The organism is Pseudonocardia sp., from assembly GCF_050250275.1.
Lineage (GTDB): Bacteria > Actinomycetota > Actinomycetes > Mycobacteriales > Pseudonocardiaceae > Pseudonocardia.
Genome location: NZ_JBFWOY010000012.1, coordinates 55,691 through 78,309, shown reverse-complemented (window position 1 = coordinate 78,309; position 22,619 = coordinate 55,691). Strand labels below are relative to the sequence as shown.

General features: G+C 73.0%; 21 protein-coding genes. 9 read left to right on the top strand and 12 right to left on the bottom strand.

The genetic code is table 11. The features are described 5' to 3' along the window. Positions 1-102, bottom strand: a complete 102-nt coding sequence (gene kdpF / locus AB7F12_RS13120; protein ID WP_428499820.1) for a K(+)-transporting ATPase subunit F — start codon at positions 100-102, stop codon at positions 1-3. Between the two features lie 457 nt (positions 103-559). On the opposite strand from kdpF, the gene AB7F12_RS13115 reads away from it, so the two are divergent. After that, entirely contained in the window at positions 560-835 is a 276-nt protein-coding gene (locus AB7F12_RS13115) for a hypothetical protein (protein WP_428499819.1), read from the top strand. Positions 836-1,005: 170 nt separating this feature from the next. Then, entirely contained in the window at positions 1,006-1,461 is a 456-nt protein-coding gene (locus tag AB7F12_RS13110; protein ID WP_428499818.1) for a CBS domain-containing protein, read from the top strand. Between the two features lie 65 nt (positions 1,462-1,526). On the opposite strand, the gene AB7F12_RS13105 is transcribed toward AB7F12_RS13110, so the two are convergent. Further along, positions 1,527-2,444, bottom strand: a complete 918-nt coding sequence (locus AB7F12_RS13105) for a universal stress protein (protein WP_428499817.1) — start codon at positions 2,442-2,444, stop codon at positions 1,527-1,529. A gap of 268 nt (positions 2,445-2,712) precedes the next feature. Beyond that, the gene (locus tag AB7F12_RS13100; protein ID WP_428499816.1) at positions 2,713-3,585 is read right to left on the bottom strand and encodes a universal stress protein; all 873 of its coding nucleotides are present in this window, start codon (positions 3,583-3,585) and stop codon (positions 2,713-2,715) included. A gap of 307 nt (positions 3,586-3,892) precedes the next feature. On the opposite strand from AB7F12_RS13100, the gene AB7F12_RS13095 reads away from it, so the two are divergent. Beyond that, on the top strand, positions 3,893-4,753 hold the full coding sequence (locus AB7F12_RS13095) for a universal stress protein (RefSeq protein WP_428499815.1): 861 nt from the start codon (positions 3,893-3,895) through the stop codon (positions 4,751-4,753). A 243-nt stretch (positions 4,754-4,996) separates the two neighbouring features. Here the strand turns inward: AB7F12_RS13095 and AB7F12_RS13090 are convergent, their stop codons facing one another. Together AB7F12_RS13090 and AB7F12_RS13085 are read right to left on the bottom strand one after the other, a co-directional pair. Further along, entirely contained in the window at positions 4,997-6,760 is a 1,764-nt protein-coding gene (locus AB7F12_RS13090; RefSeq protein WP_428499814.1) for a GAF domain-containing protein, read from the bottom strand. 148 nt (positions 6,761-6,908) lie between these two features. Further along, entirely contained in the window at positions 6,909-7,499 is a 591-nt protein-coding gene (locus AB7F12_RS13085; protein ID WP_428499813.1) for an Rv1733c family protein, read from the bottom strand. Between the two features lie 304 nt (positions 7,500-7,803). Between AB7F12_RS13085 and AB7F12_RS13080 the strand changes: the two genes are divergently transcribed. Further along, positions 7,804-8,061, top strand: coding sequence for a hypothetical protein (locus AB7F12_RS13080; RefSeq protein ID WP_428499812.1), 258 nt, complete (start codon positions 7,804-7,806; stop codon positions 8,059-8,061). Positions 8,062-8,172: 111 nt separating this feature from the next. On the opposite strand, the gene AB7F12_RS13075 is transcribed toward AB7F12_RS13080, so the two are convergent. Beyond that, positions 8,173-9,096, bottom strand: coding sequence for a universal stress protein (locus AB7F12_RS13075; protein ID WP_428499811.1), 924 nt, complete (start codon positions 9,094-9,096; stop codon positions 8,173-8,175). Positions 9,097-9,137: 41 nt separating this feature from the next. Continuing rightward, a complete protein-coding gene (locus AB7F12_RS13070) occupies positions 9,138-9,752 on the bottom strand; it encodes a CBS domain-containing protein (RefSeq protein WP_428499810.1) in 615 nt (204 codons plus the stop codon). 448 nt (positions 9,753-10,200) lie between these two features. Here AB7F12_RS13070 and AB7F12_RS13065 point away from each other — a divergent pair, with 448 nt between their 5' ends. Then, positions 10,201-10,422, top strand: a complete 222-nt coding sequence (locus AB7F12_RS13065; protein ID WP_428499809.1) for a hypothetical protein — start codon at positions 10,201-10,203, stop codon at positions 10,420-10,422. A gap of 230 nt (positions 10,423-10,652) precedes the next feature. On the opposite strand, the gene AB7F12_RS13060 is transcribed toward AB7F12_RS13065, so the two are convergent. From AB7F12_RS13060 to AB7F12_RS13045, 4 genes are all read right to left on the bottom strand, one after another. Next, positions 10,653-11,582, bottom strand: a complete 930-nt coding sequence (locus AB7F12_RS13060) for a universal stress protein (RefSeq protein ID WP_428499808.1) — start codon at positions 11,580-11,582, stop codon at positions 10,653-10,655. A 45-nt stretch (positions 11,583-11,627) separates the two neighbouring features. Continuing rightward, the gene (locus AB7F12_RS13055) at positions 11,628-12,512 is read right to left on the bottom strand and encodes a universal stress protein (protein WP_428499807.1); all 885 of its coding nucleotides are present in this window, start codon (positions 12,510-12,512) and stop codon (positions 11,628-11,630) included. A gap of 243 nt (positions 12,513-12,755) precedes the next feature. After that, a complete protein-coding gene (locus AB7F12_RS13050; RefSeq protein WP_428499806.1) occupies positions 12,756-13,328 on the bottom strand; it encodes a hypothetical protein in 573 nt (190 codons plus the stop codon). Positions 13,329-13,449: 121 nt separating this feature from the next. Continuing rightward, positions 13,450-14,691: an MFS transporter gene (locus AB7F12_RS13045; RefSeq protein WP_428499805.1), complete on the bottom strand. Its 1,242-nt coding sequence runs from the start codon at positions 14,689-14,691 to the stop codon at positions 13,450-13,452. Positions 14,692-14,888: 197 nt separating this feature from the next. Between AB7F12_RS13045 and AB7F12_RS13040 the strand changes: the two genes are divergently transcribed. The 4 genes from AB7F12_RS13040 to narI are packed head-to-tail and all read left to right on the top strand — an operon-like array spanning position 14,889 to position 21,683. Further along, positions 14,889-18,593: a nitrate reductase subunit alpha gene (locus AB7F12_RS13040; RefSeq protein WP_428499804.1), complete on the top strand. Its 3,705-nt coding sequence runs from the start codon at positions 14,889-14,891 to the stop codon at positions 18,591-18,593. Between the two features lie 2 nt (positions 18,594-18,595). Continuing rightward, a complete protein-coding gene (narH, locus tag AB7F12_RS13035) occupies positions 18,596-20,308 on the top strand; it encodes a nitrate reductase subunit beta (protein ID WP_428499803.1) in 1,713 nt (570 codons plus the stop codon). Then, entirely contained in the window at positions 20,308-20,949 is a 642-nt protein-coding gene (gene narJ / locus AB7F12_RS13030) for a nitrate reductase molybdenum cofactor assembly chaperone (protein ID WP_428499802.1), read from the top strand. Before narH ends, narJ begins: the two co-directional genes overlap by 1 nt. Further along, positions 20,949-21,683: a respiratory nitrate reductase subunit gamma gene (gene narI / locus AB7F12_RS13025; RefSeq protein ID WP_428499801.1), complete on the top strand. Its 735-nt coding sequence runs from the start codon at positions 20,949-20,951 to the stop codon at positions 21,681-21,683. The genes narJ and narI overlap by 1 nt, the downstream gene beginning before the upstream one ends. 148 nt (positions 21,684-21,831) lie before the next feature. Here narI and AB7F12_RS13020 read toward each other — a convergent pair whose 3' ends face one another. Continuing rightward, complete coding sequence (locus AB7F12_RS13020) at positions 21,832-22,260, bottom strand: hypothetical protein (RefSeq protein ID WP_428499800.1); 429 nt, start codon at positions 22,258-22,260, stop codon at positions 21,832-21,834. Between the last annotated feature and the right edge of the window lie 359 nt (positions 22,261-22,619).

Sequence of the window (22,619 nt, the reverse complement as noted above, 5' to 3'; positions counted from 1 at the left end):
TCAGAACCTCTCCGGGCGCAACAGGGCCACGACGAGATGGATCAGCAGCGCGAGCGCGACGACCCCGCCGATCACATTGGTCACGACGTCGGCGGTACTCACAGGCGTTCCAGACCGCGCAGGCACAACACCAGCACGACGAACCCGCCGACCAGCAGCAGTGCGTAGAGCACATCGGCCACCGGACAACTCCTCACCGTCGGCCGCCGGTCCCTCCGGCGAGCCGCGGCAAGTGTGTGCGCGCCACGCCATCGGGCACGCCGTCGCGACGCGACCTTGACGTCGACGGCGGAGATCTTGACGCGATCCTGACGGGTCGGGAGACCGCCGTCACCGGCGGTGTCGCGCTGCCGCCACCGGGGGCAGGACTGCGGGTCGGCCGAGCGGGACGTCCCGCCGCGTCGACCCCGCGACGGCGCTCGCCACGACGGCCGCGGGCGCGAGCTCGCACCCGCCCACGGACACCGAACCGTCGCACCCGGCCGCGACGACTCTCGACCCGGCCGGGCGGGGGCTTTTGCCCCTGCAGCCGGGGTCGGCGAGACAACAGCATTGCGTCATGACTCTCACCTCGTATCCGTTCACCGTCCAGCTCGGAGAAGGGATCGACCCCGCGGTCGCCCACTACGCACACGTCGCGTTCGCCCGCCTCCCGGAGGCCGGCGCCCCGACACACCTGCGGATCATCACCGACCACGACCCCGCGAACACCCACCCGATCCGGGCCCGCGTCCTTCTTCCGGGCCACCACAGCGCGACCGCCCTCGCCGAGAACCCGCGGAAGGCCGTGGACGAGCTGGTCGAGCGCCTGCTCGCATCTGCAGGACGCTCCTGATCACGGCCGGGCCGCGACGGCGTGCACAGGGCCCTTCGGCCCGCCGACGCACGGCTCTCGGCCACTGGCAGGAGGGGTCGGCACGCAGGACGCTGGGGACGTCGCAGCGAGGACGCGGCGCCCCTGGGGCCCAGGACAGGACCTGGGCCCCAATCCTTCCGGAGCCTGCCATGACCGCTTCCGAGCGCCCCGCACGTCCAGACACGGCCGACGACGACCCGACGGTGCGATCGGTGATGTCGACGCAGCTCGTCGGTATCGTGCCTGCGGCGACCCTCGACGTCGCGCTGCGGTTGATGGTCGCGCGGCAGGTCCGTCACCTCCCGGTGGTCGACAGACGTGACCACCGCCGCGTGGTGTCGGAGGCCGACCTGCTCCGGGGGATCCTGGCCTCACACTGGTCCTTCGCGCTGGAGCCGCTGCGCGTGGAGGACGCCGCACGACCCGCAGCCGTCGTCCGGCCGGATGACCGGCTCTCGGCGGCCGCCCGTGCGATGCACCGGTGCGGCGCGGACGTCGTTCTCGTCGAGGACGACGGGTCCCTGGTCGGAATGCTCACTGCCACGGACATGATCGTCGCGGCAACCCGGGTGACCGCGCGAGGCGGTCCGGGACGGTCGTCCTGAACGTCGAGGACGTCCGGGGCGCCGGGGCGGGCGATCCCGCGGCCGATACCACCGGGCACGCCTGGTCACGGCCGGTCCGCGGGTTCCTCGTCCTCCTCGCGGGCGGGCCGCACCACCGCGACAGGGCAGGGCGCGTGCTGGAGCAGGGACTGGCTGACCGATCCGAGGAGCAGGCCCCGCATCGAGCCGTAGCCGTGGGTACCGACGACGACCAGGTCCGCGCCCTCGGCGGCCGTCACCAACGCACGAGCTGCTCCGTCACGGACCACGGACCTGCGCACCTCGACGCCCGGGAACTCCGCTTCCCAGGGCGCCAGCGTGTCGGTCAGGACGCGCTCCTCCTCGACGGCGACGGCGTCCCAGTCGATGTAGGGGGCGACGTCGGGGTCCATCACCTCCGCCACCCACGCGTGGACCGCCAGCAGGGGAACGCCGCGACGCGACGCTTCCTCGAAAGCGAACACCAGTGCCGGTTCCGTGTCGAGCGAGCCGTCGACACCCACGACCACGGGTCCGTCCGGACGATCGCCATGATCAGTCGTCCCACGGACCACGACGACCGGGCACGTCGCGCGGGCCGCGACCGAGATGCCCACCGACCCGAGCAGGAGGCCGGCGAAGCCCCCGTTACCCCGGTTCCCGACGACGAGCAGCGTGGCCCGGGCCGACTCCTCCACGAGCACGTGCGCCGGGACGCCGCCCCGGACCACGACGTCGACCGCGACACCAGGTGCTTGCTCGGTCGCCGCGGCAGCCGCCAGGTCCACGGCGGACCGGGCGGCCTTCAGCAGGATGTCCCGCCGGTACTCCTCCCCCGCTCCCGGTAGCGCGATCGGGGCGTGGCCGGCCCAGGCCACCGCCGCGACGAGCCGCAACGGCAGGTCGCGCCGGTGTGCCTCGACGGCAGCCCAGCGCGCAGCGGCGAGGGAGCCGTCGGATCCGTCGATGCCGACGACGATTCGGCCGCCGATGTGGGTGTCCACCAGTCTCTCCCGTCGGTCGGTTGCACCCACGATCGCGTCGGGACCGGTTCGTCCGCTGCGGCTCTCCGGCCCGGCAGCAGGGGTCCAACGTCCCGGTGGGCAGTGACGGCGGACCTCCGGCCGGTCGCGCGGGCCACGGCCCGGCCGTTCGCGGTCCGCCGGAGGTACGCGGCTCGGGGCGAACCCGGGTCCGTCCCCGCTCCGGCCGCGACACGCCCGCAGGCGGGACCCGCGGTCGTGCCGTCGGCCGGGACGGCCGCTGGACCGTTCAGGGCTTGACGACCGCGACCGGGCACTCGGCGTGCCGTAGGACCGCCTGGCTGACCGAGCCGAGCAGGAGGCCGCGCAGGCCTCCCCGTCCACGGCTGCCGACGACGACGAGCCGGGCATCGGTGGACCGGGCGACCAGGACAGCAGCGGCGTTGTCCCGCACCACGTCGCGGGTGACCGCGACATCGGGGTACTTCTCCCCCCAGCCGGCGAGTCGTTCGGCGAGGACGGCGTTCTCCGCGGCGGCGAGCGCCTCCCAGTCGACCAGCGGCCCGGCGAACGGGTCGATCGCCGCATCGCTCCAGACGTGCACGGCGACGAGCCCGGCGCGCCGGGCGGACGCCTCGGCGAAGGCGAACGCCAGCGCGTTCTCGCTCACCCGTGAGCCGTCGACACCGACAACGACCGGTCCGTCGACCCGGTCCGCCCGTCCACGGACGACCACGACGGGGCACCGCGCCGACGCCGCGACCGAGACGGCCACCGAGCCGGCCAGCAGCCCGCTGAAACCCCCCGCCCCCCGACTGCCCACGACCATGAGTGCCGCCGATCCGGACACGTCGCGCAGGACCGGTGCCGCCGGTCCGCTGCACACCTCGGAGCGGACATCGAGGGCCGGGGCGACGTCCTCCACCACCCGCCGCGCCGCGTCGATCTCGGCCTCCGCAGCCTGCACAGCGACGTCGTGGAGCCGTGCCGCCGCCAGCGCGGTGAGTCCGACCGGTCCCGGGTGCATCCACTGCACCGCGGACACGAGCCGCAGGGGTAGGTGCCGGCGCTGCGCCTCCTCGGCCGCCCACCGCACCGCACCGAGGGACCCCGGCGAACCGTCGACACCGACAACGACGGCCTGATCTCCTCGTACGTCCATCCCGCTCCTCGTTCCGTGTGGTTGCTCCCCACGGTGGCCGGGCCCGACCCCGGGGGCTTCGGCCGGCCGTCACGGGCCGGCGGGTCCGAAGTCCCTACCCGGCTGGACCGACGGTCCCCCCGTCGGGTCATGCCGCCGTCGTCGTCCGCGGCCACACGCGAGGGGCCGTCCGGACCTGCGGTCCGGGACGTTCGCCTCCGGCGTGCCTGCACGGGCGCGGGGCAACGTCGGCGGGGGCGACGCCACCGACGAGCCGGACCAGGGCCGCCGCCGAACCCCGCCGGCCGGCGCGAGAGGACGTGATGACGTGAGCTCCGGCGACATCGAACCCAGGGTCGTCGTCGGTCTCGACGACACCGCTCCCGGCCTGCACGCGGTCGCCTGGGCAGCCACGGAGGCGGCGGCGCGCAACGGCGCGTTGTGGATCGTCCACGCAGCCCCCCATGGTGCGGACACGTCGTCGCCGGGCTGCCGCCGACGACTGCTCGACGCCGGCCGGGCCGTCGCCGCCACGAGCCACCCGCTGCTGCCCGTGTCGACGCTGCAGGTGACCGCCGAGCCTGCGGCGGCCCTGCTCGACGCTGCCGAGGACGCAGCCATGCTGGTGACGGGGGTGGCCTCGACGACCCTCGCCGACTCGATCCTCGGCTCCATCGGCCTGGACGTGCTCGGGCCCGCGTCGTGTCCGGTCGCCGTCGTGCGACGGTCCGACGCCGTCGCCGGCACCGTTGTCGTCGCCGGTGTGGAGCCGGACCGCGACAACTCGGCCGTCCTCGCCGCGGCCTTCGCCGCGGCCGCGGCCCACCACGTCGCCCTCACCGTCGTCTACGTGCGGAATCGACGCGCGGCGGCGACGTCCGACGACCTGCACGACGAAACCCGGATCTGGTCCCTGGCCCACCCGTCGGTCGAGGTCGACGTCAGGAGCGTGGCGGGCGAACCGGCGGACGTCCTCGCCGAGGCGTCCCGCGGCGCGCGGATGCTCGTGGTCGGCGGCCCGAGCGGTCACGGCGCCACACGCGCGCTCCTCGGATCGACGACCCGTTCGCTCACCTGGAACAGCAGGTGCCCGATCGTCGTCGCCCGCGCACCGAAGGCGGCCGGTCACCGCGCTCCGCGACGAGCCGGTATGAGCGCTCACCCGGCGGCCCCGCCCCCACCCGGCTGACCGCCCGCCGCCGACGGCGCGGCCGCCCCGACGCCACGGCAGCCGCGATGCCCGGCCTCAGCCCCGCGGGTACGACATCGGGCTCGCCGTGGTGGTCATCGCGGCGGCGTCCGACGACACGCTGTCGTGGCTGCGGGCCGGCGAGGCCCTCGGCGCGATCGCCCTGCGCGCATTCGGGCTCGGCCTTTGCGTCCTGGCCCGCCGGTCCGGCCGCCCGCGGTGTGGGATACGCACGTCGGGGCGTCACGGCGCCGGCACGGTCCACGTGAGCCGGCTCCCACCCGCTGCTCCGGGAACGAGTGCGAACGAGCCGCCCCGTCGTTCCGCCCGCCGCCGGAGGTTCTCCAGCCCGCTACGGCGGCCGGATGGCCCGGGCCCGTCGCCGTCGTCGGCCACCGCGACCGCGATGTCGCCCTGCGGCTGGGCAACGACGTCGACCTCCACAGCCGACGCGCGGGCGTGCCTGGCCACGTTGCTGAGCGCCTCCCGGAGCACCGCGATCAGGTCGTCGGCCAGACCCGGGTCGACCATCGTGTCGACGGGCCCGGTGAACCGCAGGACCGGTCTGAAGCCCAGAACCCGTCGGGCCTCGTCGACGACCTGCAGGACCGCCGCGCGGACCCCGCTGTCGTCGGTCTGCTGCAACGCGAAGATCGACGTCCGGATCCGGGCGATCGTCTCGTCGAGGTCGCTGACGACGCTGCGGAGACGGTCGGCGTGCGCGGGCTCGTCGAGGCGCGCCGCCACGCTCTGCAACGACAGTCCGGCGCCGAAGAGCCGCTGGATGACGTGATCGTGCAGGTCGGCGGCGATCCGTTCGCGCTCGTCCAGCACTCGGGTGCGTTCGCGCTCCGAACGGGCCTCCGCGAGCTCCAGCGCCACAGCGGCCTGGTTGGCGAACCCGGACACCATCGCGAGGTCGCTCTCGCGGAACACCGGCCGACCGCGGACACGGATCACCGCCAGCACCCCGTCGGTCCGGGACGGCCCCAGGAGCGGTACGACGAGCATCGGACCGGCGTCGAGATGGCCGGCCATCAGTGCGGGGGTCAGGTCCGGACGCTCGTCGGGTTCGGTCAACCGCAGCGCGGCCGACGACGTGAACACCTCGCCCGCGACAGAGCCGCGCATCGGGAGACGACGCCCCCGGAGCTCGCCGAGAAGGCCGCCGAGGCCGGGTCTGCAGTCGGCGATGTCCACCCGGAGCGTGTCCTGGTCCCGCTCGTCCGGGCGGACCAGCACCGCGAGATCTGCCCCGGCCAGCTCCCGGCTCCGCTCGACGATCAACGTCAACGCCTCGCTGCCCGCCACGCCCAGCATCTGGCGGGTGACGGCCGCCGTCGCCGCCATCCACTCGCCGCGGGCGGTCGTCTCGTGGAACAGTCGGGCGTTCTCGATCGCAACCGCTGCGGTCGCCGCGAGAGCCCGCGCGAGCTCCTCGTCCTCGGGGCTGAACTCCCCCCGCGCGCACTCGGTCAGATAGAGGTTGCCGAAGACCTCGTCCCTGATCCGGATCGGCACCCCCAGGAAGCTGCCCATCGCGGGATGCCCGACCGGGAAGCCCGACGATCGAGGGTCCGCAGCGATCCGCCGTAGCCGGATGGGCTCGCCGTCGTCGATGACCGCCCCGAGCAGGCCTCGTCCCTTGGGCAGGTCGCCGATCTGCTCGACCGTGTCCGCGTCCATACCGGAGTGGACGAACTCGGCCAGCCCACCCTCGGGCGCGAGCACGCCCAGCGCGGCGTATCGCGCGTCGAGGAGCGTTCGTGCAGCCTCGACGACGCGGCGCAGCACGACCGGCAGCGCCAGGTCGGAGGTGATCGCCTGGTTCGCCTTGAGCAGGCCACGCAACCGTCCTTGTGCGGCCATGACCTCGCCCGCCCGGTCCACGAGCTGGCCGAGCAGCTCGTCGAGCTCGAGACGAGGCAGGTCCGGGAACGTCAACTCCGGTGGTTCTGCCGCGAGGCCGGCATCCGCACCCTCTTCGGGCCGCTGGTCCGCGGTCATCCCGCCTCCGGTGCTGCGGAATCGGCTCGGCCCACGCCCAGCCGTCGAGCCCACCCGGGCTCCGGGACACGGTACGCCCGCCGCTCGGAGCGTGTCACGGGGTCGCTGGTGCCCGGACAGGTCACCGAAGGCGCTGCAGCCGTCGCCGTCAGCGACGTCCGGACCCCTCCCGACCGGTCCACCCGGGCTCGACCCGGCGCCACTCGGCGGCCCACTCGGCCGCCCGGAGCCGATCCAGCCACCGCCGCTCGGCCCACACGACGAGCGCGAGCACCGCCGCACCGGCGCCGAGCATCCCCAGCACACTCACTGCCGTCATGATCGCCGGGAACGCCGGGCCCGGCGGCGATGCGACGACGTCACCGTCACGGTCCGTCCAGATCGTGACGGTGCGGCCCTCCTTCGTCAGGGCGGGCACCTGCGTGTAGCCCGTGTGCACCGCCCCCCGGGAATCCGTCCACCGGACACCGCCGTACACGTGGGCGAGTGCTCCGTCCCTCGGAGCTGCGGAGACGTCGGACAGCGTCGTCGCCGACGTCTGCGTCAGGTGCGCGGCCCCCTGGCGAACCGTGTCGGACGCCCCGCCGTGGACCCAGGTCCCGACGGCCGCCGCCACGACCAGCACGGCTGCGGCCAGGCCGCAGAACATCCATGTCGTCAGTACTTCGATCCGGTCGCTCCGACGGCGTGGCGGGTGGCGCCGGCCCGTCCGACGACCGGGCTGCTCGTCAGCGCGCATGGCGTCCTCCTGTGGTGCTCGTCGGCGTGACGGCAGCCGGTCCCCGGGCCGGGCACCGCCGGGTGCATCGGCTACCAGCACACCGCGGCGGCGCAGCCCCGCCCCAGGGCCGAGCGGTCCGTCTCGATGCCCGGAGGTCCCTCATGCCAGGGCGAACGGCCCCGAAATGGACTCCTCGTGCTGTGTCAGCGCATACGCCCTGACCCAAGTCACGTCCCGGCCGTGCCGATAGGCGGGACGCGAGGAGCCCACGGACGCGATCGGCCTGCGGGAGTGGCTGCAGGCGCTGGAACCGGCCCGCCGCGTGGTCACGGCAGCCGCGTTCGACACCCGCGTCCGCCGGCCACGGCTCCCTGGTTCCGCCGCCCGTCGCGCCGCTGCCCGCCTGCGACGCCTGGGGTTCGCGATCCTCAGGGACCCGATCACGTTCTGGGTCGGCGCCACCCCGGGTCCGCTCCTGCCCGACGAGCTGGAACGCGCCTACCGCTGGGGTGAGCAGCTCGCCGCGTGGGTCGTCCCGGCCCGCGGCTGCGCCCCCGACGGGACGGTCACCTCCGGTTGAACCGACCTTCCGGTTGAACCGACCTACCGACGACGGGGACTGCGACGCGCGGGCCGGCACCGGAGCAGGCGACATCATCGGTCCCGGGCCGGGGATCGCGTGGCCACCGCGTCACGCGGTCGTGGCGTCGGCGTCCGGCGGCGGAACGACGAGAACCGAGCACATCGCGTGGTGCACCAGTGCACGGCTCACAGAACCGAGCAGGAAGTCACGAACCGCGCCGCGTCGCCGGCTGCCGACGACGACCTCGCGGGCGTCCTCCGACAGAGCGGTCAGGGCGCCGGCGGCGCCGTCGCGGACGAAGACCCGCCGGACCGCCACCTCGGGGAACTCCTTCTCCCAGGGCGCCGTCCACGTCGCGACCACGTCGTCGGAGGTCGATTCGACGAGCTCCCAGTCGAGCAGCGGCAGCGCGAGGGGATCGAGCGTGGCGGTGTTCCAGGCGTGGACGACGAACAGCTCACAACCGTGGGCGGCTGCCTCGGTGAAACCGACCCGCAGGATGTCCTCGCGTCCCGGGGAGTCGTCGACGCCGACCACGACCGGCGCATCCGCGCGGGTCACGTCCCGGACCACCGCCACCGGGCAGCGTGCATGCGCGGCCAGCGCGAGCGCGGTCGAGCCCAGCAGCAGCTCGCCGAAACCACCGGTGCCCCGGCCACCGACGACCAGCAGCGAGGCACCGACCGATTCCCGCTCGAGCGCCGCCGCGGCGGCCCCGCCGATCACGTCCCCGGCGACCTCGAGCGCCGGGAAGAGCGCGGCGACGCGCGCCTGCGCGGTGGCCAGATGACCGCGCGCCTGCTCGACCAGCACCTCACGGAGGTGGTCCTGCCCCGACGCGGGCAACCCGACAGCCCGGTAGGTGGCCCACTCCACAGCGGCGACCAGCCGCAGGGTCGTGGAGTGCGCCGCCGCCTCGGCCGCGGCCCGCTCCACCGCGGCGAGCGCCGAGTAGGAGCCGTCCACACCGGCCACCACCGGCTTCCGCCAGACGAGCCCCCCACGCGCACTCGTGCCGCTCGTGCTGTTCACGACTCCCCCTCACGAACGACGGCGACGGCCAACACATGCCGTCATGTGCCGGCGGCGATCGGCACCTCTGCGGCGATCGTGCATCGGGCGGTCCCGATCACCGATTCCGCGATCCGGATCGCCAGGCTGCGATCCGGCACGTCCGCGGCGTGTTCGGACGTCAGCACGACGTCCCCGTCATCGACCCGCACCGCCCACCGGTCCCCGAACCGCAGCGCGAGCCGGCGCCGCACGTCGGCGTCGATGTCGGCATCGGGCCGTGCGAAGGCGTGGATGAGGTCGCGCCAGGTCACCACGCCGGCGACGACGCCGTCCTCGACGACCGGGATCGATCGCAGACCTCCCTCGCGCATCACGACGAGCAGGTCCCCCGCGTTGTCGCCCGGGGCCGCGGTGAGCACGTCACGGCGAACGACATCGCCCACGAGCCTGCCGGGCCTGCGGGGGCGTCGGCCCGGCACGGGCAGGCGCGGGTCCGGCGGGAGGCGGTCGGCGAGGACGTCCGCCTCGCCGACCACACCGACCAACCGACCCACGTCGTCGACCACGGGAAGCATGGTGAAGCCGCCGTCGTCGAGCAGCCGCGACGCCTCCTTCACGGTGACGCCGCACCCCACCACGACAGCCGGCGCCGACATGAGTTCCCGGACACGCATCGTTCCTCCTCCGCACAGCGGGCCCCGACGTCCCGGCCCTCGGGTCGACGCTAGGACGCCGGAACCCCCGCCGATGCCGACGAAGGACCCGAGCAGGCGGGACCTCCCTCCCGAGCTGCCCGGCCGCCGGGACCGTCCGGCCCGGCGGTCACCACCTCACGGGACCGGGCCGGTGGCCTTCGCCGAGGGGCGTGCGGCCGGTGTGATCACGGCCGGCAGCGGACCGGCGCCCGACGGCCCGAGCGCCGTCGTCCCGGTACGTCGGGCGGGACGATGCGCGTCCACGTCGGACGTCGAGCGCCGAGACCTCGCGGTCGGGCGCGGCGGCACGGCGGGGGTCCGACGGCCCGCCCGGCCGGCGCCGTCCGGCCCTGGTACGACCGGCCACGGCGGCGGAGCGTGGGCCGCACCGCCCGCGCAGACCGGGCACGAGCCCAGAGGAGACCTCATGACCACGTCAGCTCCCGTCGCCACAGCCGCCGGTTCCGTCGAGACGGAAGGGGCTGTCGTCGTGACCGACAGCGGCATCAGGGTCGGCGTCGCGGACGGGCACGGACAGGTGCGCGATTTCTCGGGAGTCCGCATCGGCGCAGTGGCGCCGGGCCACGACGGAGCGGTCGTGGACTTCGCGGGCGTGCGCATCGGCCACGTCGTCCGCGGCAGCCGATGAGACGCTGACGCCACGCGCCGGCCGCGCCGGGACCCGCCGGTGCACGACGGGGCCCGGCGCGGCTCGCCGGTCCCGGGCGGTGACCCGGCACACCCGCTGCGCCCGCTGCCGGGCCGGGTCGGGTCGGGTCGGGTCGGGTCGGGTCGGGTCGGGTCGGGTCGGGTCGGCACAGCGTCACGCGGGTGCACCGGAGGAGCTCGGCGGCACCACACGGGCCGCCACGCCGGAGATCAGTCCGCGGTGCGGACCTCACCGGCGAGGGCCGAGGCGATGCGGGCTCGCGCGCGCGGCCCGACGACCATCACCGGGCACCGGGAGGTCGTGATCAGGCGACGCCCGACCTGCCCGAGCGCCAGACCCCCGGACCGCCCACCAGCCCCGATCACGACGAGACAGGCATCCGAGGAGAGCTCGCGCAGCGCGCGTTCCGGGTGGTCGCGCACCGAGCTGTACCGGACCTCGACCGCGGGACGGCGCGAGGCGTGGCGCGCGACCCACTCGTACACCGACTCCCGGACGTCCGCGGAGAAGGCGCCGAACTCGATCGCCGGTCCGGCGGCGGTGTCGAGCGGGACGTCGCTCCATGCATGCAGGACCTGCAGGTACACCCCCCGGTCATGGGCCTGCGCGAACGCGACGTCCAGTGCGGCATCGGAGTCCGGCGACCCGTCGATCCCGACGACGACCGGGGCATCGGCAGCGGTCCGGGCGATCCGGCTGACGAACACGAGCGGGCACGCGGAACGGCCTGCCAGCGCCACCCCCAGGAGAGTCCCTTCCCAGCCCCCGACGGGACGACCGACCACGAGCAGATCGGCGTCGTCGGAGCTGTCGCCGAGCACCTCGACGGGCACACCGTCACAGACCTCCGCCGATACGGCCGCGGTCGGCATCCTTTCCCCGACGAGCGCCACTGCACCGTCGACGTGCCGACGGGCGACGGTCCTCAGCTCGGCGCGGACGTGGGCGGCCGCCCGGACGGCGTCGGGGTGCCCCGCCACCTCACCCTGCCACTCGACGACCTCGATGAGGCGGAGCCGGCTGCCGCGGCGATCCGCCTCGCGCGCAGCCCACACCGCCGCGTCGAGGCACGACGGCGAGCCGTCGATCCCGACGACGATGGTCCGCGCGTCGTGCGGGTACGCGTCCGAGCCACTCATCCGGTACCTCCTCGCTGTGTTCGGTCGCGTGTCGGCGGGCGGTGCTCACCCCGGGGGCGGAACCACCGCGGCGTCCGCGGGAGCCCGCTCGGGGACGGCCGAGACGTATCGGTCGGGCAGCGGCGGAACGGCCACGACCGGGCACGGCGCGAACTCGATCATCTGACGCATCGTCGACCGGGCCGACGCCGGCTGTTCGTGGTGGCCGACCACCAGCACCCGGGCCGACGCGGCGAGGCCCACCAGATGCGCGGCCTCGCCCTCGATCACCTTGCCCGCCACCGAGACGCCGGTGCCCTGGTCCGTCACCCAGCGCATGCCCCATTCGACGAGACGGCGCGCCGCGGACTCCTCCTCCGGTGACACCTCGCCGCAGGTCTCCCGACCGGCGGCACAGTGCGCGACGAGGACCGGCGCCCCCCACGCCTGGGCGAGGAACAGCGCCGTGTCGAGGACCTCCGGTCCGGTCCTGACGTCCTCCACCGCAGCGACCACCGGACCGCCGCGGGCCGGCGGCATGCCCGGGGTCGACCCACGTACGACGGCGACCGGGCACCCCACCCGGCCCGCCAGTCCGAGAGCGACGTGCCCGACGAGCGTGCCCGACCATGCCCCGTCGCCGTAGCTGCCGACGACGAGCAGGCGGGCATGACGGGCCCGGCTGCGCAGCAGGTCCACCGTGTTGCCCTGGACGATCTCCACCGAGGCGCGCGAGACGCCGCACCGCTCGGCGTCGGTGAGCAGTTCACGCAGGTAGGGCGGGTGTGGCGCCGAAGCCAGTCGGGCGGAGCCGTGCAGCTGGGCGTGCAGCAGCACCAGCGGGGTGCCCGTGGCTGCCGCGAGCTCGGCCGCCCAGTGCAGGGCAACCCGTGACGAGGCTGACTCGTCGACTCCGACGACGACGGGGCGGGGTCGGTGCTTGTCGGACATCTCGGCCTCCATGACGACGCGTGTGTCGCGCTACGTCCCAGCCTCGCCACGATGAACACGCTGTTCCAGGGGCCTCGGCAGGTTCGGCCCGGGACGAAGGTCCCCTGTCGTCGATCTCCGCGTGGGGTCGTGGCAGACCGTCCGGGCGACATCGCGTCGCTGTGGGCGCGGCAGGCCGGACGAGGCTGGGGTCGAAGACGTGGCCCACCCGACGCGGTCATTTGTCACGAGCCGACGAAGGGCTCACGCGTGCGGGCGCGGCGCGGCGCCGCCCCTGGGGCTCGGGGGTGCGCCCAGGCCGGGCAGGCGGACACGACCAGCGACGACATCTGCGCGACCGACCCCCTCCAGAACTGCGTACGAGACCGAGCCCGGCACCGTGACCAGCCGCAGGACCTGCCCGAGCCGCTGTGCGTACGCGTCCGCCGCTGATGCTCCGGCCCACTCGTACAGCCCCCGGTAGACCCCGCTGGACCGGTCGGTGAGCCAGAGCTTGCTCACGAATCCCGGAAACCCCGCGAACAGCGGGGTGTTGACGACACAGGATGTCCGGAACACTGCGTGGGCCCACCGGCTGCTCCCCACCCAGCGCAGGCGGAACGCGACGACGAGCAGAACCGTGTCGGTTCCGCGTCCTGCGGCACGAGTCTCCCGGAACACGGTCGACCCGCCGCCGTCGGCGTCCCGCAGCACCGTCCCCGCCAGCGTCCTCGGTGCGGTCAGCCGCCCCTGCAGGAGGAGGCGGGCGGTTCTCGCGACGGAGCGGGCCACCGCGGCGACGACGTCGCCCGGGCGGGGCTTCGCGTCGGCGGTCATGACGACCCGGCCCGGTAGCCGGCCGGACTGTTCCGCGAGTGCTCGACCGACCCGGACACGGCGTCGGCGCACCCCACGAACGCGTCTGCTCCCGCGGTGATCTGCGCGGCGTCTCGGCCGGTCATGGCTGCGCCGCTCGGGCTCCGACCGACGCCCGACGCCTGACGGCCGTGGCCGTGGCTGCGGCCGCCGTGGCGGACGTGGCTGCGAGCAGGACGAACCCGACCAGATAGCTGCTGGTGAGGCCATGGACCAGCCCCATCACCAGCGGGGGGAAGAACCCACCGAGTCCTCCTGCCGCACCCACCACACCGGTCACCAGGCCGACTCGTTCGGCCGGGACCATCCGGGCGACGAGAGCGAACACCGCCCCGGTAGCCGCGCCCAGCGCAGCCGCCATGCCCAGGAACGCGATGGTCTCCGCCGGCAGCAGCGGCAGGTGGGCTCCCGCGACGACCGCCAGCAGAGTCGTGGCACCGAACGCGCTGAGCAGCACCGGGATCGGGTCGAACCGATCGGACAGCCAGCCTCCGACCGGCCGCATCGCGACAGCGAGCACGACGAAGCCTGCGGTGCGCAGGGCGGCGTCGGTCGTGTCGAGCTGGTACGCGCTGACCAGGTAGGTCGGCAGGTAGACACTGAACGCGACGAAGCCGCCGAACGCGACGGCGTAGAGGAACGACAGCTGCAGCGTCGCCGGGAGCCGGAGGGTCGCCCGCAGCCGGGTCCACATCGTGCCGGGTGCGATGGCACGGTCCTGACGATCGCGCAGCACGACCCACGCGAGTACCGCGAAGACGACCAGCACGACGGCGACGACGTCGAACGGGAAACTCGGTCCGAAGGTCTTCGCGAGCTGCACCGTCGTGAACGCGGAGATGGCGGTGCCGCCCATCCCGGCGCCGAACACACCGAGCGCGAGGCCCCGCCGGGCGGGCGGGAACCACGAGTTGACGAACGGGACCCCGATGGCGAAGGTCGTGCCGCCGAGGCCCAGGAAGAACCTGCCGACGAGGTACCCGGCCAGCGAGTGCGCGACATGGCCGAGGTAGAGCACGGGGAGGACGGTGAGCAGCGCGACGGCGGGGAACATCCGTCGCGCGCCGAGCCGGTCGGCCAGTGCCCCGACGGGAATCCGTCCGAGCGAACCGACGACGACCGGCACGGCGACCAGCAGCGACTGCTGGAACGAGCTCAGCTGCAGTTGCTCGCGCAGCGTCGCACCGAGCGGGGACAGCAACGCCCAGGCCCAGAACGTCGCGGCGAAGCCGACCGTCGCGACGGTCAGCATGACTGCCGGCCTGCCCGGACCACGCGTCGCGGCGCCCTGGCGGTTCCGTGCTCGTGCGGCTGCGTCGGCCATGGCCCCTCCTCCTGTCCCGCCGGCCCGGACGGCCCGACCTCGTCCGAACGCGGGGCGTTCCACCTGTCGAGGGTCCGGGGCCGACATCCGCTGCGGGAGAGTCGATGGTTCCCTCCGGTCGGGACCATCGACCGGTCCTGCACCGGGTCGGATGCTGACAGGGTCATGTGCGTGAGCACCGATACCCGGAGGCCTGCATGACACTCGACGTCGGTGACGGCCCGGAGGTCGGCGGCGGGACCGACGGCCCGGCTGCGGACGCGCTGCTGCGCGCGGGTCGGTTCTTCACCCGTTCCACCACGTCGAAGGACCTGCGTGCGGTCTACCGGGAGGGCGGCCGCGAGGGTGACGTGTTCTACCGGGACCGGTGGAGCCACGACAAGGTCGTCCGGTCGACGCACGGGGTGAACTGCACCGGGTCGTGCTCGTGGAAGGTCTACGTCAAGGACGGGATCATCACCTGGGAGACCCAGCAGACCGACTACCCGTCGGTCGGCCCGGACTCACCGGAGTACGAGCCCCGCGGTTGTCCCCGCGGTGCGGCGTTCTCCTGGTACACCTACTCCCCCACCCGGGTGCGGTACCCGTACGCGCGCGGGGTGCTCGTCGAGATGTACCGCGAGGCCAAGGGAAGGCTCGGCGACCCGGTCGCGGCGTGGGCCGAGGTGACCGGCGACCCCGAGAAGCGCCGTCGCTACCAGTCGGCCCGCGGCAAGGGCGGTCACGTACGGGTTTCGTGGGACGAGGCGGCGGAGATCGTCGCCGCCGCTCACGTCCACACGATCCTTGCCCACGGGCCCGACCGGATCGCCGGGTTCTCGCCGATCCCGGCGATGTCGATGGTGTCGCACGCTGCCGGCTCTCGGTTCATCGAACTCGTCGGTGGGGCGATGACCTCGTTCTACGACTGGTACGCCGACCTTCCGGTCGCGTCCCCGCAGGTGTTCGGCGACCAGACCGACGTCCCGGAGTCCGGTGACTGGTGGAACGCCACCTACCTGCTGATGTGGGGATCCAACGTGCCGGTGACCCGTACACCGGACGCGCACTGGATGGCGGAGGCCCGTTACAAGGGGCAGAAGGTCGTGGTGGTCTCCCCCGACTACGCGGACAACACGAAGTTCGCCGACACCTGGCTGCCGGCTCAGCCGGGTACCGACGGGGCGCTGGCGATGGCCATGGGCCACGTGATGCTCAAGGAGTTCTTCGTCGACCGGCGGGTGCCGTTCTTCGTCGACTACGTCCAGCGCTTCACCGACCTGCCGTTCCTGGTGACGCTGCAGGAGCGGGACGGGGCATACGTCCCGGGCAAGTTCCTCACCGCTGCCGACCTCGGCGACACCGGCGAGGGCGCGGCCTGGAAGACGGTGCTGATCGACGGCCGCACGGGCGACCCCGTGGTCCCCAACGGTTCGCTGGGCTTCCGCTACACCGATTCGGGCGTCGGCCGCTGGAACCTCCGCCTCGACGACGTCGCCCCGCAGCTCACCCTTCTCGACGGTCAGGCCGCCGAGGTCCTCCTGCCACGGTTCGACAACCTCGACGGAACCGGCGCGGTCCTTCGCCGTGGCGTACCGACCCGCCGGATCGCCGGGCGTCTCGTCACCACGGTGTTCGACCTGATGCTGGCCCAGTACGGCGTCGCCCGCGAGGGGCTGCCGGGCGTGTGGCCGACCGGCTACGACGACGCGGACGAGCCGTACACCCCGGCCTGGCAGGAGGCGATCACCTCCGTTCCGGCGCAACAGGTCGTCCGGATCGCCCGCGAGATGGCAGGGAACGCGGAGGAGTCCGGCGGCCGAACCATGATCATCATGGGGGCCGGCATCTGTCAGTGGTTCCACGGCGACGCCACCTACCGCGCCGTGCTGGCCCTGCTCATGCTCACCGGGTCGATGGGTCGCAACGGCGGCGGGTGGGCTCACTACGTCGGGCAGGAGAAGTGCCGGCCCGTCACCGGGTGGGCCACGATGGCGATGGCCACCGACTGGCAGCGCCCGCCGCGCCAGATGATCGGTACGGCTTACTGGTACACCCACACCGACCAGTGGCGCTACGACGGATACCGAGCCGATGCGCTCACGTCACCACTCGCCGACGGAAAGCTGTCCGGCCTGCACACGATGGACACGGTCGCCCTCTCGGCCCGCCTGGGCTGGATGCCCTCCTACCCCCAGTTCGACCGCAACCCGCTCGACCTCGCCGACGACGTCGGGGACGAGAACGTCGCCGACCATGTGGTGAGGCGGCTGCAGGACGGGACACTGCGGTTCGCGATCGAGGACCCGGACGCCCCGGAGAACTGGCCGCGATGCCTCACCCTGTGGAGGGCCAACCTGCTCGGGTCCTCGGCCAAGGGCGACGAGTACTTCCTCAAGCATCTGCTGGGCACGCACAACAACCTCGCCGCCGAGCAGACCGGTCCGCAGCGGCGCCCCCGCGATGTCGTCTGGCGGGGGGACGACCCGCCCGAGGGCAAGCTCGATCTGCTGCTCTCGTTGGACTTCCGGATGACCAGCTCCACCCTGCTCTCCGACGTCGTGCTGCCCGCCGCCACCTGGTATGAGAAGCACGACCTCAACACCACCGACATGCATCCCTTCGTGCACGCGTTCACCCCGGCGATCGACCCACCCTTCCAGTCCCGAACCGACTTCGACGCCTTCCACACCATCGCCCGCAGGTTCTCCGAGCTGGCCCGGACCCACCTCGGGGTCCGCCGGGACGTCGTGGCCGTACCCCTGCAGCACGACACCCCGGGTGAGACGGCACAGCCGGGCGGCCGCGTGCTCGACTGGCGCGCCGGGGAGTGCGACCCGGTGCCCGGCCGCACGATGCCGAACTTCGTCGTCGTCGAACGCGACTACCCCGCCGTGGCGGCGAAGATGGCCGCACTCGGGCCACTCGTCGACCGTCTCGGCGTCACGACCAAGGCAGTCACGTACCGCCCCGACGAGGAGGTCGCTCACCTCGCAGCGGCGAACGGGGTGATGCTCGGCGGCGTCGCCGACGGCAGGCCTGCCATCGACACCGACGCCAAGATGGCCGAGGCCATCCTCGCCCTGTCCGCCACGACCAACGGCCGCCTCGCGGTCCAGGGATTCCGGGAGCTCGAACACCGGACCGGCACACCGCTCGCCGACCTCGCCGAGGGCAGCGAGGAGAAGCGGATCACCTTCGCCGACACCCAGGCCCGCCCCGTCCCGGTGATCACCAGCCCGGAATGGTCCGGTAGCGAGACCAGCGGGCGGCGGTACGCGCCGTTCACGGTCAATGTCGAGCGGTCCAAGCCCTGGCACACCCTGACCGGGCGGATGCATTTCCTGCTCGACCACGACTGGATGCACGAGATGGGCGAGACGCTGCCCATCTACCGCGTGCCGCTGGACATGTCTCGGCTGTTCGGCGAGAACCGGCCCGGTGAGGTCGCCGCGGACGGCGCGTCGGTGACCGTCCGGTACCTCACGCCGCACTCGAAGTGGTCGATCCATTCCGAGTACCAGGACAACCTGTTCATGCTCTCGCTCTCCCGCGGCGGACCTGTGGTGTGGATGAGCGACCGGGACGCGGCTGCGATCGGTGTGCGGGACAACGACTGGGTCGAGGCCGTGAACCGCAACGGTGTGATGGTGCTGCGCGCCGTGGTCAGCCACCGCATGCCGGCCGGCACCGTGTTCGTCTACCACGCCCAGGAACGCGTCGTGAACGTCCCGAAGTCCGAAGCCACCGGCCGCCGCGGCGGCATCCACAACTCGCTCACCCGCATCCTGGTCAAACCCACCCATCTCATCGGCGGCTACGCTCAGCTGTCGTTCGCCTTCAACTATCTCGGCCCGACCGGCAACCAGCGCGACGAGGTCACGGTCATCCGCCGCCGCGCCAGCCAGAAGGTGGAGTACTGACGATGCGTGTGATGGCCCAGATGGGCATGGTCATGAACCTCGACAAGTGCATCGGCTGCCACACCTGTTCGGTGACCTGCAAACAGGCCTGGACCAACCGCAGCGGTGTCGAGTACGTGTGGTTCAACAACGTCGAGACCCGACCCGGCCAGGGCTACCCCCGCCGCTACCAGGACCAGGAGCGGTGGCGGGGCGGCTGGGTGCGCAACCGCCGTGGGCGGCTGCAGCTCAAGGCGGGCGGGCGCCTCCGCAAGCTGCTCACCATCTTCGCCAACCCGGTGCTGCCCGACATCCGCGACTACTACGAGCCCTGGACCTACGACTACGAGACCCTCACCGACGCGCCGCTGGGCGACGACTTCCCTGTCGCACAGCCGAAGTCGCTGCTGTCGGGCAGGCCCCTCGCGGTGGAGTGGAGCGCGAACTGGGACGACGACCTCGGCGGGGCCCCGGAGCACGGGCAGCTCGACCCGATCGTGCAACGCCTGCGCAGCGAGTCCGAGGAGAAGGTCCGGTTCGACTACGAGCGCGCGTTCATGTTCTACCTGCCGCGGATCTGCGAACACTGCCTCAACCCGTCGTGCGTGGCGTCCTGCCCGTCGGGGGCGATGTACAAGCGCGCCGAGGACGGCATCGTGCTCGTCGACCAGGACCAGTGCCGCGGGTGGCGGATGTGCGTCACCGGGTGTCCCTACAAGAAGGTCTACTTCAACCACCGCACCGGCAAGGCCGAGAAGTGCACCTTCTGCTACCCCCGCGTCGAGGTCGGGTTGCCGACGGTGTGCAGCGAGACCTGCGTCGGCCGGCTCCGCTACCTCGGACTCGTCCTCTACGACGCCGACAAGGTCACCGCCGCCGCATCCGTCGAGGACGAGCACGACCTGTACGAGGCCCAGCTCGACCTCCTGCTCGATCCGAACGACCCCGAGGTCGCCACCGCCGCCCGCCGCGACGGCATCGCCGAGGACTGGCTCGAGCACGCGCGCCGATCACCGGTGTACCGGCTCGCGAAGGACTACCGGGTGGCGCTCCCGCTGCATCCGGAGTTCAGGACGATGCCCATGGTCTGGTACATCCCGCCGCTGTCCCCTGTCGTCGACCGCCTCGCCGAGACCGGGCACGACGGCGAGTCGGCCCCCAACCTGTTCGGCGCCATCGACGCGCTGCGCATCCCGGTCGAGTACCTCGCCGAGCTGTTCACCGCGGGCGACACCCGACCCGTGACCCGGGTCCTGCGCACGCTCGCTGCGATGCGCTCGTTCATGCGCGACGTCAGCCTGGGCCGCGAGCTCGACGAGTCGGTGCCCGCATCGGTCGGCATGGACATCGAGCAGATCATGGAGATGTACCGCCTGCTGGCGCTGGCCAAGTACGACGAGCGCTACGTCATCCCCACCGCCTACGAGGGCGAGGCCCACCAGCTCGAGGAGCTGGGGTGCAGCCTCGACGTCGACGGTGGTCCCGGCATGGGGGGCAGTGGCCCGTTCGGCGAGGCCTCCGGCCGCCCCGTGCCGATCTCGGTCGAGACGTTCCACGCACTGCGCGAACGACAGACCAGCGAGAACCTCGCCGACCCGGGAACGCCTGGCGCGCGGATCAACCTGCTCAACTGGGACGGCAAGGGGCGACCCGCCGGTCTCTTCCCCGCACGTGAGGGGCGCGACGAACCGCCCCGCGTCCCCGGTCCCGGCCGGTCCACCCCCGAGGAGCAGTGATGACCGATCGGCCGACGGATGTGGTGGCGACCCGGATCGCGCTCCAGGCGGCCTCGGTGTGCCTCCAGTATCCCGACGAGACACTCCGGGCGGAGTTCTCGTCGGTCCGGCGGGCCGTCGAGGTGCTCGACGTCGGGCTGACGCGGGAGCGGTTGACGTCGTTCCTCGACCACGCCGCCGCGACCGGCCCGCTCGCGCTGGCCCAGCACTACGTGGCCACGTTCGACCAACGGCGGCGTTGCTGTCTCTACCTCACCTGGTGGAGCGACGGTGAGACCCGGCGGCGCGGCGCATCACTCGCGGCGCTCAAGGCCCGCTACCGTGCCGCAGGGGTCGACGTCCTCGGTGACGAGCTACCCGACCATCTGCCGCTCGTCCTCGAATACGCCGCCACCGTCGACATCGCCGACGGCCTCGCCCTGCTGCAGGAGCAACGCGCAGGCCTGGAGCTGCTCCGCCTCGCGCTGATCGACGCCGGAACCCCCTACCGCGGTCCGGTCGAGGCGGTCTGCTCGCTGCTGCCCGGCCCATCCCCCGCCGACGTCGCGGCCGCGAAGAAGCTCGCCCGTACCGGACCCCCACGCGAACAGGTCGGGATCGAGCTCGCCCCGTTCGCTCCGGTCCCCACCGGAGGCCGGTGATGAACGCCTGGGACATCCTGCTGTGGGGCGTACTGCCCTACGTGACCGTCGCGGTTCTCGTCCTGGGCACGGTGTGGCGCTACCGCTACGACAAGTTCGGCTGGACCACCCGTTCCTCCGAGCTGCACGAGTCCCGACTGCTGCGGATCGGGAGCCCGCTGTTCCACTTCGGGTTGCTGGTCGTGATCATCGGGCACGTCATCGGGTTGGTGATCCCGAAGCGCTGGACCGAGGCCGTCGGGCTGTCCCAGCAGGCGTACCACGTCCAGGCCCTGGTCCTCGGCGCCGTGGCGGGCACCTGCACGCTCGTGGGCGTCGGCATCCTCGTCTACCGCCGACGCACGACGGGCCCCGTCTTCTCCGCCACGACCCGCAACGACAAGCTCATGTACCTGGTGCTCGTCGCTGCGCTGATCGCCGGACTGGCCACGACACTGCTCGGGGCATCGGGCGGGGAGGGACACGACTACCGGATCAGCGTCTCGCCGTGGTTCCGGTCGCTGTTCACCCTGCAACCCGACATCGGCGCCATGGCGGGGGCGGGCCTCGCCTTCCACATCCATGCGCTGATCGGCATGCTCCTGTTCGCGATCTGGCCGTTCACCCGCCTCGTGCACGCCTTCGCGGCCCCCGTCGGCTACCTGTTCCGGCCGTACGTCGTCTACCGTTCCCGGGCCGCCGGTCCCGCGTCCCGGCCGCGACGCCGCGGCTGGGAAGAGGTCGGCCGACGGTAGGACGCGCACGCGACCTCCGCGGCAGGGGCGCGCGACCGTGATCTCCGTGTCCGTCCGCTACCCGGTTACCGGCGGCGCGTCGTGGTCCGCCGCCGCGCGCGGGCCCGGCCCGATGAGCGAACGTCGACAGGAGGTCGGCGGCGGTCCGTCAGCGCGGGGTGGGCCACAGCGGTTCGTGGCGGCGCACCACCAGCGCCAGGAGGACGACCAGCAGCCCGAGAAGCATCATCACCGGCTGCAGGACGTTGTAGCGCTGCATGATCAGCAGCTCGGCGGCTATCCACCCGACCTGCGCCGCGCCCGCAGCCACGGAGCCGACGGCAGCCCACACCGATCGCCGCAGCTCGAGCGTCGCCGCCGCCGCCATCGGCGCCGCGACCACGATCAGCAACATCGCCCCGGGTAGCGCCCACGACCCGAACGGGGTGCCCACCAGCCAGTCGTCGGGCATACCGATCGCGTTCGCCGCGACCAGGCCGACCCCGCCGTAGACCGCCGACAGCGCGACCAGCACCTCGAGACCAGCCAGACCCCAGTGGCGTCGCCGGCTGGACGGAGTTCGTGTGACGGTGACCATGCGACCTCCTCGGGACACGTCCAGCCTGGCCCGTGACCGCCAAGGGGCACAGGGAACCCGGACCGTGTCCGGCCGGGCCCTTCGCGCTCCACCCGGCGGGCCCACCGGCCCGCGGCAGCAGCCTTCCGCCACCGCGAGCGCAGGCATTCGACACGGTCCAGCTCATGGAGCCGGGACGGCCTGACGGAGGTCCTGGAGAACACCGACACACCGTCCGGTCTCCGGACTCCGGACTCCGGTCGAGGTCGAGACCCCGAGGGGCCGGCGTGTCCACCAAGGGCGCAAGGTCACGCGGTCCATCGGGCGGCGTCGGGACCGCGTCGATCTCCACGCCGGACCGCGGACCCGATCGATGCCCT